Source organism: Leucobacter albus (assembly GCF_039528015.1).
GTDB classification, from domain to species: domain Bacteria; phylum Actinomycetota; class Actinomycetes; order Actinomycetales; family Microbacteriaceae; genus Leucobacter; species Leucobacter albus.
The window spans coordinates 314388-329617 of the sequence record NZ_BAAAKZ010000003.1; the positions used below are offsets into that span (position 1 = coordinate 314388).

Below are 15230 nucleotides of genomic sequence, written 5' to 3' on the forward strand. Positions count from 1 at the left end.
CAATGACTCACACCCCCACACCGGTCGCGCGCCTGACGCCGCGCATTCCGACGGGCGGGCGCCCGATTCTGCCGGGCGGCAGAAACCCGCTCCCGCTGCTGCTCGGCCTGTACGTCGCGCCCGCGATCGGCTTCGTCATCGCAATGCTCGACACCCGCAGCGGCTTTCGCCTGCTGATGGCGAGCCTCGGTTTTGCCCTGCTCGTGCTCGTGCTCGGCCTCACCGCGCGGGTGCGCGCGCTGCGGGCCGGCGCGATTCACGTCGCCGCCGCGGGGGAGCTACGCTTCGTGCCTCCCCGGTCGCAGCGCGCCGCGATGGTTGGGGTGCCGCTCGCGTTCCTGGTGCCCGCCGTCGCGCTGGTGCTGATCGCGGTGCTCGACCTCCCCACGCAGCCGAGCTCCTCCCGGCTCGCCGCGGCGCTGCCGTACGTGCTGTGGGTCTTCTCGCTTGTTACGCTTGCGCGGCTGTGCCTGTCGCTCCGGGTGGCGCTCGGGCTGCGCGTTGGGCCCGACGGGCTGAGGGGCGTGCGGGGGAGCAAGCGTGTCGAGCTCGCATGGGAAGACCTAGCGAGCGCGGCCCCGGTCGGCGCGCACGGCCCGAAGCTGCTGCTCAGCACGAGAGCCGGGGCGTCAATAGTCGTCGACGCGAATCACACGGGTTCTGACCCGGCGATCATCGCCGCCGTGATCGAGCACTACCGCGCGAGGCCCGCGAGCCGGGCAGAGCTCGCAGACGGCATCGGCGCGATTCGTGCGGTCGAAGCGGCGGCGGCCTGAGCCGGCGCCCCGAGACGCGGGCTGAGTCGGCGCCGCGAGTCAGCCCCGAGGCGGCCGGCTGAGGCGACGGCCCGCGCCTACTCGAACCGGTTGACGAGCGCGAGCGCGGCGCGCTCGATGTAGTCGCGAAACGCGGCGTCGTGCATGGGCGGCAGCTCGACCTCGTCGAGTGCTGCGTGCATGTGCTTCAGCCAGCGCTCCTTCGCGTCGGGCGTGACGGGGAACGCGTTGTGTCGCATGCGCAGCCGCGGGTGGCCACGCTCCTGCTGGTAGGCCGACGGCCCGCCCCAGTACTGCTCGAGGAACGCCTGGATGCGCCAGGTCGCGCCCTCCCAATCGTCGTCGGGGTACATCGGCGCGAGCACCTCGTCTTCGCGCACGCCGCGGTAGAACGCGCGCGCGATGCGCTCGAAGGTCTCGGTGCCCCCGACCTGCGACCACACGGTGTCGGTGACCGCGTCGCCCGCCTCGCCGCTGCGCAGCGTGAGCCGCGGCGCGGGCGGCGGGCTGGCCGGGGTCGATTCGGCGGGGGCGGATCCTGAACTCGCGGATCCACCACTCTGCGAATCGGCGGCGACCGATTGCTGCTCGTCGCTCATATTTCTCCCTTGGGCTGGCGGGGGAGCTCATCAGCGAGGCGAATGTTCTCCTCGGCGAACTTGCGGCGCAGCTCGGCTCTGATGCCTCGCTGCACCTCCCATTGTGCCTCGGGCCGCGTGCGAATAGCGAGTCGGAGCGTTGCGCGGTCACCGAACACGCTCTCGAGCCCGAGCACCTCGGGCTCGCCGGTCACCTTGCGCGCGAACTGGTCAGACGAGAGCAGCGTGCGCGCGGCCGACACGGCGACATCTGAGACGTGCTCGAGATCCTGCCTCGCATCGACGGTGAAATCGACGAGGGCGCGCCCCCAGCCCTGCGAGGAGTTGCCGAGGGTGAGAATCTCGCCGTTGCGAATGAACCAGAGCGTGCCGTCGAGGGCGCGCACCTTGGTAACGCGAATGCCGACCTCCTCGACGGTGCCCGTAATCTGGTCGACGGTGACGACGTCGCCGACGCCGAGCTGATCTTCAAACACCATGAAGATGCCGTTCAAGACGTCTTTCACGATGTTCTGCGCGCCGAACGCGAGGCCCGCGGCGACGATGCCCGCCGAGGTGAGCACCGCGCCGAGATCGACCTGCAGGCGACCGAGGATGAGGATCAGCGCGATCACTGCAACCGTCCACGTCACGACCGCCCGCCCGACCGAGCCGAGCGTGCGCGTGCGCTGCACGGCGCGCGCGTGAATGTACGGCGCCGCCCGCATCTCGCTCGTCGTGTCGACGTTCTGAGAGCGCTTCACACCGCGCACGATCTGCGTGACCGTGCGGTTGAGAATGCGAAGCAGCACCCAGTTCGCGATGACGGCGCCAATGATGATGCCGATGATCCACAGCGGGGTCGCCCAGGCGTGGAGGAAGTCGACTAAGGCGTTTCCTACCGCCTCCGTGACCTCCTCCGCGCCCGTTTGAGTGGTGAACATTAGTTGCTCGCGTCAGCCGCCTGGGCAGCGAGTGCCCGCTCGACACCCGCGAGGTGTTCGACGATCATGCGGCGAAGCGCCGCGGGCGCCTCGGTGTTCGCGTCGAGCCATGCGGCGGTCGCCTGGCGCAGTTCTTCGTTCGCGAGCGGCGACGGGTAGAAGCCGTCGATGAGCTCCTCGGCGATCGCGTAGCTACGCGATTCCCAGACGGGCATGAGCTCGGCGAAGAATCGCTCGATGTACGGCGTGAGTACCTCGCGGTCGTGCGCGCGCAGGAAGCCGAGGCCCGTCGCGCGGACGATCGCGTTGGGCTTGCCGGCCTCGTCCCACACCGACGCCCACGCTGCATCCTTGTCGGCCGCGGTGGGGAGGGCGGCGCGGGCGTGCGCCGCCGACTGGTTGCCGGTCGCGGTGCGGTCGTCTGCGAGGGCCGCGTCGATCTCGGCGGCCGTCGCCCGGCCGCCAGCTGCGAGCGAGATGAGCAGCTCCCAGCCGAGGTCGGTGTCGATGTCGAGCCCGGTGAGCGGGGTGCGCTCCTCGAGCAGCGCGAGCACCTGGTCGAGCTGCGCGTCGGTGCCGGCGAGCGACGCGAACGCCTTCACGAACTGGAACTGGTTGTCGGAGCCAGCTTCGGCTGCGAGCGCGAGCTGCCAGAGCGCGTCTGCAACCTTTTCGAGCGTCGCCTCGCGCTTCTCGGGGGCGACGTAGCTCGACGCCGACAGTACGAGCTGCTGGATGACGGTGCGCAGCACGGTCGAGTTCGTCTCGCCTGCGACGTGCGCGAGCACGATGTCGACGAAGCGGCTCGCGGGGAACTCGCCGTCGCGGGTCGCATCCCAGAGCGAGCCCCAGACCAGCGAGCGGGCGAGCGAATCCTCGATATCGCCGAGCTTCGTGCTCACCGTCTCGAGCGAGCGCTCGTCGAAGCGGATCTTCGCGTACGACAGATCCTCATCGTTGAGCAGCACGAGCGCCGGCTGCTGGGTGCCGACGAGCTCGGGCACGTCGGTCGACGCGCCGTCGACGTCGAGCTCCAGGCGCTTCACGCGAACGAGCTTTCCGCCCTGCTCCTCGTACAGGCCGACCGCGATGCGGTGCGGGCGGATCGTCGGGTAGTCGGCCGCGGCGGTCTGCGCGACCGAGAACGAGGCGAAGGTGCCGTCTTCGTCGACCGTGAACTCGGGGGTGAGCGTGTTCACGCCCGCGGTCTCGAGCCACTTCTTCGTCCAGTCGCTCAGGTCGCGGCCGCTGCGGGCCTCGAGCTCGACCATGAGGTCGGGCAGCTCGGTGTTCGAGTGGTTGTGCTTCACGAAGTAGTCGTGCACGCCCTGCATGAACGGCTCGCGGCCGACCCAGGCGACGAGCTGCTTGAGCACCGAGGCGCCCTTCGCGTAGGTGATGCCGTCGAAGTTCACGAGCACGTCTTCGAGATCGTTGATCTCGGCGACGATCGGGTGGGTCGAGGGGAGCTGATCTTGGCGGTACGCCCACGACTTCTCGCTGCCGACGAACGTCGTCCAGCTGCCGGTCCACTCGGTCGCCTCGGCGGTGGCGAGCACCGACATGTACTCGGCGAACGACTCGTTGAGCCACAGGTCGTTCCACCAGCGCATCGTGACGAGGTCACCGAACCACATGTGAGCGAGCTCGTGCAGGATGGTGACGACGCGGCGCTCGCGCATCGCGTCGGTGACCTGGCTGCGGAAGACGTACGCCTCGGTGAAGGTCACCGCGCCGATGTTCTCCATCGCGCCCATGTTGTACTCGGGAACGAAGAGCTGGTCGTACTTGTCGAACGGGTACGGGTAGTCGAACTCGGTCTCGAAGAACTTGAAGCCCTCGCGGGTCTTGTCGAAGATGTAGTCGGCGTCGAGGTACGGCGCGAGCGACTCGCGGCAGAACACGCCGAGCGGGATCACGCGGCCGTCGGTGCTCGTGAGCTCGCCTCGCACCTCGCGGTAGGGGCCTGCGATGAGCGCGGTGATGTAGCTCGACATCACCGGGGTCTTACCGAACGCCCAGGTCGCGATGTCCTGCTCAGCCCAGTCGGCGCCCTGCGCCTGCGCCTTCGTGCCGGCCGGGGTCGGCTCGGGCGTCGGCTGGTTCGAGACGACCTTCCAGCGCGCCGGCGCGGTGATGGTGAACTGGAACGTCGCCTTGAGGTCAGGCTGCTCGAACACGGGGAACATGCGGCGGGAGTCCGGCACCTCGAACTGCGAGTACAGGTAGACCTCGCCGTCTGCCGGGTCCTCGAAGCGGTGCAGGCCCTCGCCGGTGTTCATGTAGCGCATGGTCGAGCGAATGCGCAGTGTGTTCTCGGCCGCGAGGCCGGGAATCTGGATGCGCGAATCGGCGAACAGCTCGGCGGGGTTCAGCGACTCGCCGTTGAGCTCGATCGATTCGACCGAGTCGGCGATGACGTCGATGAAGGTTGCCGCACCGACGGTCGCGCCGAAGCGCACGGTGGTGTCGGCTGCGAAGGTCTCGGGGCCAGTGGTGAGATCGAGGGCGACCTCGTAGCTGTGGCTCGTGACGATGCTTGCCCGCTCCTGGGCTTCTGAGCGGGTGAGGTTTGTTCCTGGCACGGTACTCCTTGTGCAAAGTAAGAACTATCAGTGAATGGCTTAAGCCTAATCCCGTAGCCAATGAGCCCGCTGACGAAATATGGTGGGGGCATGACTCGCGCACTCGGTACATCGTCAATCGTCGTCTCTGCCACCGGCCTCGGCTGTAACAATTTCGGGCGCCCAGGCTCACAAACCGAGGGCCAGGAGGGCACCGACGCGGTGATCCACGCCGCGATCGACGCGGGAATCACGCTGTTCGACACCGCCGACCTCTACGGCTACTCCTTCGGCAAGAGCGAGGAGATGATGGGTCGCGCCCTCGCCGGGCGCCGCGACGAAATCGTGCTCGCAACGAAGTTCGGCTACCCCGAGTCGGGCGCGCCGTACGCGGGGGCCCGCGGCTCCCGCGAGTTCATTCGCGCATCCATCGAGGGCTCGCTCACGCGCCTCCAGACCGACCGCATCGATCTCTACCAGCTGCACATGCCCGACACCGAGACCCCCATCGCCGAGACGCTGACGGCGCTCGACGAGCTCGTACGCGAGGGCAAGGTGCTCGCGATCGGCCACTCGAACTTCTCGGCGGAGCAGATGGAAGAGGCCGCCCGCGTCGCGGCCGAGCTCGGGGTGACCCCGTTCGTCACCGCCCAAAACGAGCTCAGCCTCATCAACCGCGAGAGCGACGTGTCGGTGACGCCCACGGCACGCAAGCTCGGCCTCGGACTACTCCCGTTCTTCCCGCTCGCGAACGGGCTGCTCACCGGCAAGTTCACTCGCGACCACTTCCCGGCGGACTCCCGCATCATGCGTCAGCGTGCCCACGTCGCCGAGGGCGCGAACTGGGATGCGCTCGACGCGTACCGCGCGCTCTGCGACGGCTGGGGCGTGACGATGCTCGAGGCGACCTTTGGCTGGCTGCTCACCCACGAGCCGATCTCGAGCGTGATCGCGGGCGCGACGACGCCCGACCAGGTGCGCCAGAATGCGGCGGCGGGGGAGGCGTTCCGCCCGACTGCGGAGCAGATCGCCGAGATCGAGGCGCTCTTCCCGGTGCCCGCGGCCGCGTAGGCGCCCGCCGGCGCCCGCCGGCGCCCGCATCCATATGGCAGTCGTTGTCGCCGTGAGCGCGATGAGGCGACAATAACTGTCACATTGAGCTGCCCTGAGCAGCTCGGTCGGCCGCGATCGACGCCCGGAACGCCGCCATGCGTCGGGTCTGAATGCGCCGGCCGATCCGCTTCGAAAGGAACTCGACGAGCAGGCCGATGATGAACGCGGTGACGAGGCCGAGCAGCAGTGCGAGCAGCGGGTGGCTGCCGAAAATATTGCCGAAGACCGCGCCGATCGCAATCGAATACGCCGCCCAGAAGACGGCGGCGAACGCGGCGGCGATCGAAAACTTCCACGCCGGGTAGCGCGTCGTGCCTGCCGCGAGATTTACCGCGGTGCGCCCGACGGGAATGAAGCGACCCGTCATGATGAGGATCGGGCCGCTCCGGCGAATCGCACGCCTCGCCCACCCGAGCGTGCGCTGCGTGCGCTTGCCGCGCAGCCACTTCGGGTTTCGTGCACCGATCTTGCGGCCGATCCAGTACACCATCTGATCGCCCGTGAACGCGCCGACGGCCGCGATCGCGCCAAGCAGCCACAGCGTGTGCGGGTGGTCTGCGACGACAACGGTCGCGATCGCGATGATCACCGATTCCGACGGCACCGGCGGGAAGATCGCGTCGATGATGCAGAGCGCCAGCACGACGAGCAGCACCCACGGAGATTCGACCGTTGCGAGGGCAAACGTCTCGATCGCGTTCGTTACCCATTCCCACACACTCAAGTGGATCCCCTCGTCCGTTTTGCTCTCTCGGCAAACAGCCTAGAATCAGCACATGGGAAACACGCCGAGAGTTGAATTCTATTTCGATCCGATCTGCCCCTGGTGCTGGATGACGAGCCGCTGGGCGCACGAAGTCTCTGAGGCTCGAGGCTTCGCCATCACCTGGAAACCCATCAGCCTGAAGATCATCAACGAGGGCAACGCCGACACCTCGCACGCCGAGCACCACGCGGCCGGCCACCGCTTCGGGCGCGTTGTCGAGGCGGCGCGCGTCGCCGCCGGAGAGGGATCAGACGGCGACGCGGTCGTCGGAAAGCTCTACACAGAAATCGGCACCCGCGTGCACCCGGGCGACCGCATGGATGTCGAGGCTATCCTCGCCGAGGCGCTCGCCGCCGTCGGTCTCGACCCCGCGCTCGCCGCAGCGGCCGACACCGATGCGAGCGACGCCCAGCTCCGCGCAAACACGACCCACGCGCTCGACATCGCCGGCCCCGACGTCGGCGTGCCGATCATCTCGATCGACGGCGTCGCGTTCTTCGGCCCCGTCGTGTCGCCCGCGCCAACGGGCGAGATGGCGCTGCGCCTGTGGGACGGGATCGCGGCGGCCGCGAGCGTGCCTGGGTTCTACGAGCTCAAGCGCGGGCGCACCGTCGGCCCGCAGTTTGACTAGGCTTAACACCATGCGTATTCACGTCGCCACCGACCATGCCGGCCTCGAGTTCAGCCAGCAGCTGCAGCAGCACCTGCGCGACCGCGGATTCGAGGTGATCGACCACGGGCCAGCCGAGTACGACGCGCTCGACGACTACCCGTCGTTCTGCATCAACGCAGCGCTCGGAGTCGCGCGCGACGAGCGCGATGGCGTCGAGGCGCTCGGGGTCGTGTTCGGCGGTTCGGGCAACGGCGAGCAGATGGCTGCGAACAAGGTGCAGGGCATTCGCGCGGCGCTCGTGTGGAACGAGTCGACCGCGTCGCTCGCCCGCGAGCACAACAACGCGAACGTCATCTCGATCGGCGCGCGCCAGCACGAGGTCGCCGACGCGATCAAGTTCATCGACCTGTTCATCGACACGCCCTTCCCCGGTGACGAGCGCCACGTGCGCCGCATCGCCCAGCTCGGCGAGTACGAGCAGACCGGCGCGATCGCCGGCAAGCAGGTTGACAGCCTGTAACAATGCCTGAGGGTCATTCCGTACACCGCATCGCGAGGCAGTTCGCGGCGAACTTTGTGGGCTCGGCACCTGAGGTGTCGAGCCCACAGGGGCGCTTCGTCGAGGGCGCAGCCGAGCTCGACGGCCGCAAGATGCTCGACGCGCGCGCCGTCGGCAAGCAGATGTTTCTCGAGTTCGAGGGCGATCTGTGGCTTCGGATTCACCTCGGCATTTATGGTGCCTGGGACTTCTCGGGCGAGGTGAAGGTCGACCCGTCGATCCAGATTCACGGCCAGACTCCCGGCCACTCGAAGCTCGGCCAGACCGGCGAGCACGTCGGCAGCGGCACGAAGGGCAGCGACGCGCTGCGCGATGCTGCGCTCGCTGCGAGCGACGCCCCGGTCGATAGCCTCGGCGAGGACTCGGTGACGTCGATTGGTGCGCCCAGGCGCACGCGGGTGCGCATGGCCGAGGCCGACAAAGAGGGAGAGCTGCTCGAGTCGTTTCCGCCCGAGCCCGTCGGCGCGGTGCGCGTGCGGCTCCTCAACGAGACCGTCTGCGCCGACCTGCGCGGCCCGACAGCGTGCGAGGTGCTCACGCCGGCCGAGGTGAACCGCGTGATTCAGCGCCTGGGGCCCGACCCGGCGAACGCTGACAACGCGTTGGAGCGTGAGCGCTTCGTCGAGCGCGCCGGCAAGAAGAAGACCGCGATCGGCCTCGTGCTCATGGATCAGTCGGTCGTCGCGGGCATCGGTAACGTCTACCGCGCCGAGATGCTGTTCCGGGCCGAGCTCGACCCACACACCCCCGCGAACACGCTCGACCGCGCGGTGCTCGAGGAGCTCTGGGACGACTGGGCGCACCTGCTCGAGATCGGCATCACGGTCGGGCAGATGATCACCATCGACGGGCTCGTCGGCACCGCCTACCAGAAGGCACTTGTCGACCGCGACGAGCGGCACTGGGTGTACAAGCTCGAGGGCACGCCGTGCAAGCGCTGCGGCGCGAACATCAAGCTCGAAGAGATGGGCAATCGCAAGCTCTACTGGTGCCCCGGCTGCCAGACCTGACCGGCAAGCACCACCGAAGCACACCTTATTTACCAGCGCACACGTTAATCGAGTGCAAAAGCATGGTGTTTCGTGGCTTACGTGTGCTCCGGTGAAAGCGATCGGGCGCTAGAACTCGCTGCCGCCCGAGCCGAGCAACACGAGGTAGAGGTAGCGCAGGTACGGGATCGCCCAGTCGACGGCGGCGATCGCCCCGAGCGTGAGCGTGGCGAACGCGAGCACGCCCGCGATCCCGAGCCCCCAGGCGGTGAGCTTGGTGCGGCCAGGCAGGTGGGCCTCGGCCGCGATCGAAGGGGTCTCGGGTAGCGCGTCGAGCCCGAGCTCGTGGAGGGCCCCGTTGCCGGGCTCTTGCGCAGCTGTGGTGTCCATGGATGCAGCTTAACGCGTGGGGGCGCGGCTCGCGGCACTAACCAACGGACGCGAGGGCAAACGGCAGCACGGCGGGCGCGCCCGCCAGGCGGAGCTCGCGCGCCGCGACCGTGAACGACCAGCGGCTGTCAACAATGTCATCGACGAGCAGCAGAGGCCCGGGCGCCTGCCTCACGAGGCCCGCGAGCTCAGGCCCCACCGCCCAGCGCCCCCACACCGACGCCAAACGGAAGGCGCTGTTGCCGCCTGGCCCCGTCGCCGGGCGATCGTCTGCGAATTCGAGGGTGCCGAGGAAGGGGAGCTTGCCGCGCTCGGCGATTGCTGCTGCGGTGCTCGCGATGAGTGTCGGCCGGCTGAAGGAGGGCATCGCGACGACGCCGACGGGCCGCTCCTCCCAGGGCCAATCCCTGAGCGTCGCGAGCACCGCGCCGAGTAGTGATTCGGGGAGCGGCTGGTCGGGTGCGCCGGTTGCGAGGAGCTCGCGCAGCGGGCCACCCCAGCCCAGGTCGGTGAGCCTCGCGACGACTCGGCCGGGCTCGGCGCGCTCCTCCTGCGCGATGCGCCCGCGCACGGGGACGCCGCGCCGATCGGCGCCGGTCGGCCACTGGCCGCGCGGTTCGACGGGCACCCCGGCCTGCTGCAGCCTGCTCGCCGCCCGCGCCGCGGCGTCGCCCGCAACCTCTGTTGGGTACCAGGCGCCGGCGCAGACGTCGCAGCGGCCGCAATCGGCTGCCGTCGGGTCGTCGAGCTCGCGCTGCAGCTCGGCCATGCGGCACGCCTCACCGCGCTCGTAGCGCAGCATCGCCGCCTGCTCGGCCTCGCGCGCCTCGGCAATGCGCCGGTAGCGTTCGGCGTCGTAGCTCCAGTCCGCGCCGGTCGCGACCCAGCCGCCTGAGACCCGGCTCACCGCGCCGTCGACGTCGAGCACCTTGAGAAGTAGCTCGAGCTGCGTGCGCCGAAGATCGACGCGGGCCTCGAGCGCGGGGGTCGACAGCGGCGGCGAATCGGGGGAGCCGAGCGCCTCGATGACCGCGTGTGCGCGCTCGGGGTCGGGCATCGAGGCCGTCGCGAAGTAGCGCCAGATCGCGGCGTCTTCCGCCCCGGGCAGGAGCAGCACGTCGGCGTGCGCGGTACCTCGGCCGGCGCGCCCGACCTGCTGGTAATACGCGACGGGGGAGGAGGGGGCCCCGAGGTGCACCACGAAGCCGAGGTCGGGTTTGTCGAAGCCCATGCCGAGCGCGCTCGTCGCGATGAGCGCCTTCACCTCGTTGTGCTTGAGCGCGGTCTCGAGCCGCGCCCGCTCCTCGGGGTCGGTGCGGCCCGTGTAGGCCGCGACCTCGTAGCCAGCGTCGCGCAGCAGCAGCGCCGTGTCCTCGGCAGCAGACACGGTGAGGGCGTAGACGATGCCGCTGCCGGTGAAACCGCCGAGGTGCCCAACGAGCCAGGCGAGCCGTGCGTCGGCTGAGGGCAGCCGCAGGCACCCGAGCCTGAGCGAGTCGCGCGCGAGCGTGCCGCGCAGCGTGAGCACGTCGTCACCTAACTGCTCGGCGACATCCGCGACGACGCGCGCGTTCGCCGTCGCGGTCGTCGCGAGCACGGGAACGTGGCGCTCGAGCCCGGCGAGCAGCGCGGCGATGCGGCGGTAGTCGGGTCGAAAGTCATGGCCCCAGTCAGAGATGCAGTGCGCCTCGTCGATCACCATGAGGCCCATGCGGGCGAGGATCGCGGGCAGCTGTGTGTCTCGGAACCGGGGGTTGTTGAGCCGCTCGGGCGACACGAGCAGTACGTCGACTTCGTCGCGGGCGAGGCGACCCTCGATCTCCTCCCACTCCTCGGCGGTTGCCGAGTTGATGGCGGCGGCGCGCACGCCCGCGCGTTCGGCTGCCGCAACCTGATCGCGCATGAGCGCGAGCAGCGGCGAAACGAGCAGCGTCGGCCCGGCCCCGCGGGCCCGCAGGAGCGCCGTCGCGACGAAGTACACGGCAGACTTGCCCCACCCCGTGCGCTGCACGACCAGCGCCCGCCGCCCCTCGTCGACGAGCGCGCTGATCGCCTCGAACTGACCCGCATGAAACTCGGCGTCGGCGGCGCCCGTGAGCTGCCGCAGCACCGCGAGTGCCTGGGTGTGGGTGGGGTGCTCAAGATTCGCCATGCATCGATCCTCTCAGGTGCCACCGACAGGTGTGCGGCAATGCGAGAGGATGTGGCATAATAGATCCTTGTGCCACGGTGCGAATCTGCCGCAAGGGTTTCGCACACACCGTGAACGCACGCAAATTCTTTGAACATTTATTCCGCGTACCGACTTGCGGCGGGCGCAGAGAGAGAACATCATGCAGAAGCTCGACCACGTCGATGCCCCGTCGCTGAAGAGCGACATCCCCGATTTCCGCGCAGGCGACACCGTCAAGGTGCACGTAAACATTGTCGAGGGTAACCGCTCGCGTGTTCAGGTGTTCCAGGGCGTTGTGATCTCGCGTCACGGCGAGGGTGTCCGCGAGACCTTCACTGTTCGCAAGATCAGCTTCCAGGTGGGCGTGGAGCGTAAGTTCCCGGTTCACTCGCCGACGATTGAGCAGATTGAGGTTGTGACGCGCGGTGACGTTCGCCGTGCGAAGCTCTACTACCTCCGTGGCCTCACCGGCAAGAAGGCGAAGATCAAGGAGAAGCGCTTCGCGTAATAGCGTTGCTTCTTCCGGTTCAGGCCTCCCGTCGTTTTTACGGCTGGGGGCCTGAATCATTGGTGCGGCTTTCAGCCTGAGGGCCCCCGCTGTCGGTACTGTAGATGTTGTCGTGCGCTAGCCGCGCTCTGACTGTGACGAGGAATGTGAGCCAGGTATGAGCGAGACTGCGGAGCGACGACGTCGAGGGGGCCTGCTGGGATTCGTGCGCGACCTCGTAATAATTTTGGTCGTAGCCTTTCTCATCTCCTTCCTGCTGAAAACCTTCCTCGTGCGGAGCTTTTACATTCCGTCGAGCTCCATGGAGCAGACGCTGCAGGTGAATGACCGCATCCTCGTGAACCAGCTCGTGCCGAACGTTGTCGGTGTCGAGCGCGGCGATGTTGTCGTGTTCCGCGACCCGGGCGGGTGGCTCTACCCGAAAGCCATGGCGACGACGCCGAGCGCTTTTGAAAAGGTGTTGCAGACCGTCGGGCTCGCAGCCGACACGACGCACGACTACGTCGTGAAGCGCGTGATCGGGGTCGGAGGCGACCGCGTCACCTGCTGCGACGCGAACGGGCGCATCGAGGTCAACGGCGTGCCGCTCGACGAGCCATACATCGTGATTCCCGAGGGCAAAACCCGGGCCTCGGAGATCGATTTCGACGTGACCGTGCCCGAGGGGTCGGTGTGGGTGCTCGGCGATAACCGCTACGCCAGTAAGGATTCTCGCTACAACCAAGACCAGCCGGGCAAGGGGTTCGTCTCCGAGTCAGAGATCGTTGGGCGGGCGTTTCTGCTGAACTGGCCGCTCGACCACTTCGGGTGGCTTGGCCGGCCCGAGAGCACCTTCACGGGCGTCGAGGAGGCCGCCGAACGGCCCGCCGAGGCTCCGAGTGCCCAGTAGTCGAGCGGTCGGGAGCGGGGCAGCCGTGGCAGCGAGCGCGACTAGCGCGACCAGCGCTACCAGCGCCGCGAGCAAAGACCCGACGCTCGACGTTGAACGCGAGTGGTTCGCGCGCGGCTTCGACGTGGTGATCGGCCTCGACGAGGTCGGTCGGGGTGCGATTGCGGGTCCCGTCGCCGTTGGCGCGCACGCCGTGGGCGCCGACATCGGGCCGTTCCCGGCAGGGTTGCGCGATTCGAAACTGCTCAGCGAGAAGAAGCGCGAGGCACTCGCGCCGCTCGTCGCCGAGTGGGGGCAGGGTGTCGTCGGGTTTGCGACGGCGGCGGAGATCGACGAGCGCGGCATCACTGCGATGCTCGGCGAGGCCGCGAGGCGCGCGCTGCTCGACCTGCACGCCGCGGGTGTCGCGGTGGATCGGGCCCTGATCGTGCTCGACGGCTCGCACGACTGGCTGACGCCGGCGTTGCGCAGCCCGCTGAACATCGTCACCAGAGTGGGGGCGGATCGCGCCTGCGCGAGCGTCGCCGCGGCCTCCGTCGGCGCGAAGGTCGCCCGCGACGCGGTGATGCGCGAGGCCCACGAGGCACACCCGGTGTTTGCGTGGGCATCGAACAAGGGCTACGGCGCCGCCGCGCACTACGCGGGAATCGCCGAGCACGGGCTCACCGGGCTGCACCGTAAGAGCTGGGTGAAGTGACGTGGCCGCCGCGAATCGCAGCGTCATCGCCCAGCCGCTAAGCTTGAATCCGTGAGTACGCGCGCAAACCTTGCTGATGCTCCCATCGGAGTATTCGACTCGGGCGTTGGGGGGCTCACTGTTGCGCGGGCGATTCGCGACCAGCTGCCGGGCGAATCGATTCTTTACGCCGCAGATACAGCACACACGCCGTACGGCCCGCGGCCGCTTGCCGAGGTGCGCGAGCTCGCGCTCGAGATGCTTGACAGTCTGGTCGCCTCTGGCGTGAAAATGCTCGTGATCGCGTGCAACACTGCCTCGGCGGCGGTGCTGCGCGAGGCCTCGGAGCGCTACGACGTTCCCGTTGTCGAGGTGATCGGGCCGACGGCGCGCAGCGCGCTGTCGATCACCCGCAACGGTCGCGTCGGCCTGATCGGCACCGCGGCAACGATCGCCTCTGGCGCCTATGTCGAGCACTTTGCGGCCCGTTCAGACGTCACGCTGGTGTCTCAAGCGTGCCCGCGCTTCGTTGAGCTCGTTGAGGCGGGGCAAACGAGCGGCCCCGAGACGCTCGCCATCGCCGAGGAATACCTGCGGCCCCTCGTCGACGAGGCGATCGATACACTCGTGCTGGGGTGCACGCACTACCCGTTCTTGCGCGGAGCGCTGCGCCAGGTCGTCGGCCCAGATGTTGCACTCGTCTCGAGCGACATCGAGACCGCGAACTTGGTTTTTGAACGGCTCACCGAGCTCGGCCTGCTCCGCGACTCCGCGGCGGGAGCTCCCACGATCCGCTACGAAACCACCGGCGGTAACACGAGCGAGTTCGTTCGCCTTGCGCGCCGCATGCTCGGAATCGGCGGCGACTCGCTCGAGGCCGTGATCCACACCCACCATTCGGAGGAAACATGACCGAGATCACCCGTGCAGACGGACGTTCGCCTGGCGCAATGCGCGAGGTCACCATTGAGCGCGGCTGGAGCGCGCAGGCCGAGGGATCCGCGCTTATCTCGTTCGGCAACACGAAGGTGCTCTGCACCGCCTCGTTCACGCCCGGAGTGCCCCGCTGGCTCATGGGCAAGGGAACCGGCTGGGTAACCGCGGAATACTCGATGCTGCCGCGCTCGACAAACGAGCGCATGCAGCGGGAATCGGTGCGCGGCAAGATCGGCGGGCGCACCCATGAGATCTCGCGGCTCATCGGCCGCAGCCTGCGCGCGATCATCGACACGAAGGCGCTCGGCGAGAATACCGTCGTCATTGACTGCGACGTGCTGCAGGCCGACGGCGGCACACGCACCGCGTCGATCACGGGTGCCTACGTCGCGCTCGCAGACGCCGTAGAGTGGGCGCGCGCGAACGGGCACATCGCCCGCAACGCGAAGCCGCTCATTGACACCGTCGCGGCCGTCTCTGTCGGCATCGTCGGGGGAACGCCGGTGAGCGACCTGAACTACGTCGAAGACTCTGGGGCAGAGACCGACATGAACGTCGTCGTCACCGGAGCGGGCGACTTCGTCGAGGTGCAGGGCACCGCCGAGGGCACCCCGTTCAACCGGGCGGAGCTGAACTCACTGCTCGATCTGGCCCTCGTCAGCACCGCAGAGCTCGCGGAACTGCAGCGCTCCGCGCTCTCCGCATAACCGTTACCCGCGGCCCTGACGTAGCCGGGCCGCCACACGCACTGGGAGT

General features: G+C 68.3%; 16 protein-coding genes. 10 read left to right on the forward strand and 6 right to left on the reverse strand.

Features of this window, described 5'->3' with window-relative positions:
- Positions 1–2 precede the first annotated feature (2 nt).
- Positions 3–776 (forward strand): hypothetical protein, encoded by a 774-nt coding sequence (locus ABD115_RS05085; protein ID WP_343958860.1) that lies wholly within the window; start codon positions 3–5, stop codon positions 774–776.
- Between the two features lie 77 nt (positions 777–853).
- On the opposite strand, the gene ABD115_RS05090 is transcribed toward ABD115_RS05085, so the two are convergent.
- From ABD115_RS05090 to pepN, 3 genes are read right to left on the reverse strand one after another with little or no spacing between them, the layout of a single operon-like run.
- Positions 854–1375 carry a globin gene (locus ABD115_RS05090; protein WP_343958862.1) on the reverse strand — a complete coding sequence of 174 codons (522 nt, stop codon included), beginning with the start codon at positions 1373–1375 and terminating at the stop codon, positions 854–856.
- On the reverse strand, positions 1372–2298 hold the full coding sequence (locus tag ABD115_RS05095) for a mechanosensitive ion channel family protein (protein WP_343958864.1): 927 nt from the start codon (positions 2296–2298) through the stop codon (positions 1372–1374). Before ABD115_RS05095 ends, ABD115_RS05090 begins: the two co-directional genes overlap by 4 nt.
- Complete coding sequence (pepN, locus tag ABD115_RS05100) at positions 2298–4883, reverse strand: aminopeptidase N (RefSeq protein WP_343958866.1); 2586 nt, start codon at positions 4881–4883, stop codon at positions 2298–2300. The genes ABD115_RS05095 and pepN overlap by 1 nt, the downstream gene beginning before the upstream one ends.
- A gap of 90 nt (positions 4884–4973) precedes the next feature.
- On the opposite strand from pepN, the gene ABD115_RS05105 reads away from it, so the two are divergent.
- Complete coding sequence (locus tag ABD115_RS05105) at positions 4974–5933, forward strand: aldo/keto reductase (protein WP_343958868.1); 960 nt, start codon at positions 4974–4976, stop codon at positions 5931–5933.
- A 79-nt stretch (positions 5934–6012) separates the two neighbouring features.
- Here the strand turns inward: ABD115_RS05105 and ABD115_RS05110 are convergent, their stop codons facing one another.
- A complete protein-coding gene (locus ABD115_RS05110; RefSeq protein ID WP_343959850.1) occupies positions 6013–6693 on the reverse strand; it encodes a DedA family protein in 681 nt (226 codons plus the stop codon).
- 58 nt (positions 6694–6751) lie between these two features.
- On the opposite strand from ABD115_RS05110, the gene ABD115_RS05115 reads away from it, so the two are divergent.
- From ABD115_RS05115 to ABD115_RS05125, 3 genes are read left to right on the forward strand one after another with little or no spacing between them, the layout of a single operon-like run.
- Positions 6752–7372, forward strand: a complete 621-nt coding sequence (locus tag ABD115_RS05115; RefSeq protein ID WP_343958870.1) for a DsbA family protein — start codon at positions 6752–6754, stop codon at positions 7370–7372.
- Positions 7373–7382: 10 nt separating this feature from the next.
- On the forward strand, positions 7383–7874 hold the full coding sequence (locus tag ABD115_RS05120) for a ribose-5-phosphate isomerase (protein WP_343958872.1): 492 nt from the start codon (positions 7383–7385) through the stop codon (positions 7872–7874).
- Positions 7875–7876: 2 nt separating this feature from the next.
- On the forward strand, positions 7877–8923 hold the full coding sequence (locus tag ABD115_RS05125; RefSeq protein ID WP_343958874.1) for an Fpg/Nei family DNA glycosylase: 1047 nt from the start codon (positions 7877–7879) through the stop codon (positions 8921–8923).
- 108 nt (positions 8924–9031) lie between these two features.
- Here the strand turns inward: ABD115_RS05125 and ABD115_RS05130 are convergent, their stop codons facing one another.
- Complete coding sequence (locus ABD115_RS05130) at positions 9032–9292, reverse strand: hypothetical protein (protein WP_343958876.1); 261 nt, start codon at positions 9290–9292, stop codon at positions 9032–9034.
- A gap of 37 nt (positions 9293–9329) precedes the next feature.
- Complete coding sequence (locus ABD115_RS05135) at positions 9330–11444, reverse strand: RecQ family ATP-dependent DNA helicase (protein WP_343958878.1); 2115 nt, start codon at positions 11442–11444, stop codon at positions 9330–9332.
- 181 nt (positions 11445–11625) lie between these two features.
- Here ABD115_RS05135 and rplS point away from each other — a divergent pair, with 181 nt between their 5' ends.
- The 5 genes from rplS (at position 11626) to rph (ending at position 15181) form a co-directional block, all read left to right on the forward strand.
- A complete protein-coding gene (gene rplS / locus ABD115_RS05140; RefSeq protein WP_343958880.1) occupies positions 11626–11973 on the forward strand; it encodes a 50S ribosomal protein L19 in 348 nt (115 codons plus the stop codon).
- Between the two features lie 157 nt (positions 11974–12130).
- On the forward strand, positions 12131–12862 hold the full coding sequence (lepB, locus tag ABD115_RS05145; RefSeq protein ID WP_343958882.1) for a signal peptidase I: 732 nt from the start codon (positions 12131–12133) through the stop codon (positions 12860–12862).
- 25 nt (positions 12863–12887) lie between these two features.
- A complete protein-coding gene (locus tag ABD115_RS05150) occupies positions 12888–13559 on the forward strand; it encodes a ribonuclease HII (RefSeq protein WP_343959852.1) in 672 nt (223 codons plus the stop codon).
- A 51-nt stretch (positions 13560–13610) separates the two neighbouring features.
- Positions 13611–14450: a glutamate racemase gene (gene murI, locus ABD115_RS05155; RefSeq protein WP_343958884.1), complete on the forward strand. Its 840-nt coding sequence runs from the start codon at positions 13611–13613 to the stop codon at positions 14448–14450.
- A complete protein-coding gene (gene rph, locus ABD115_RS05160) occupies positions 14447–15181 on the forward strand; it encodes a ribonuclease PH (protein WP_343958886.1) in 735 nt (244 codons plus the stop codon). The genes murI and rph overlap by 4 nt, the downstream gene beginning before the upstream one ends.
- The last annotated feature ends 49 nt before the right edge of the window (positions 15182–15230 follow it).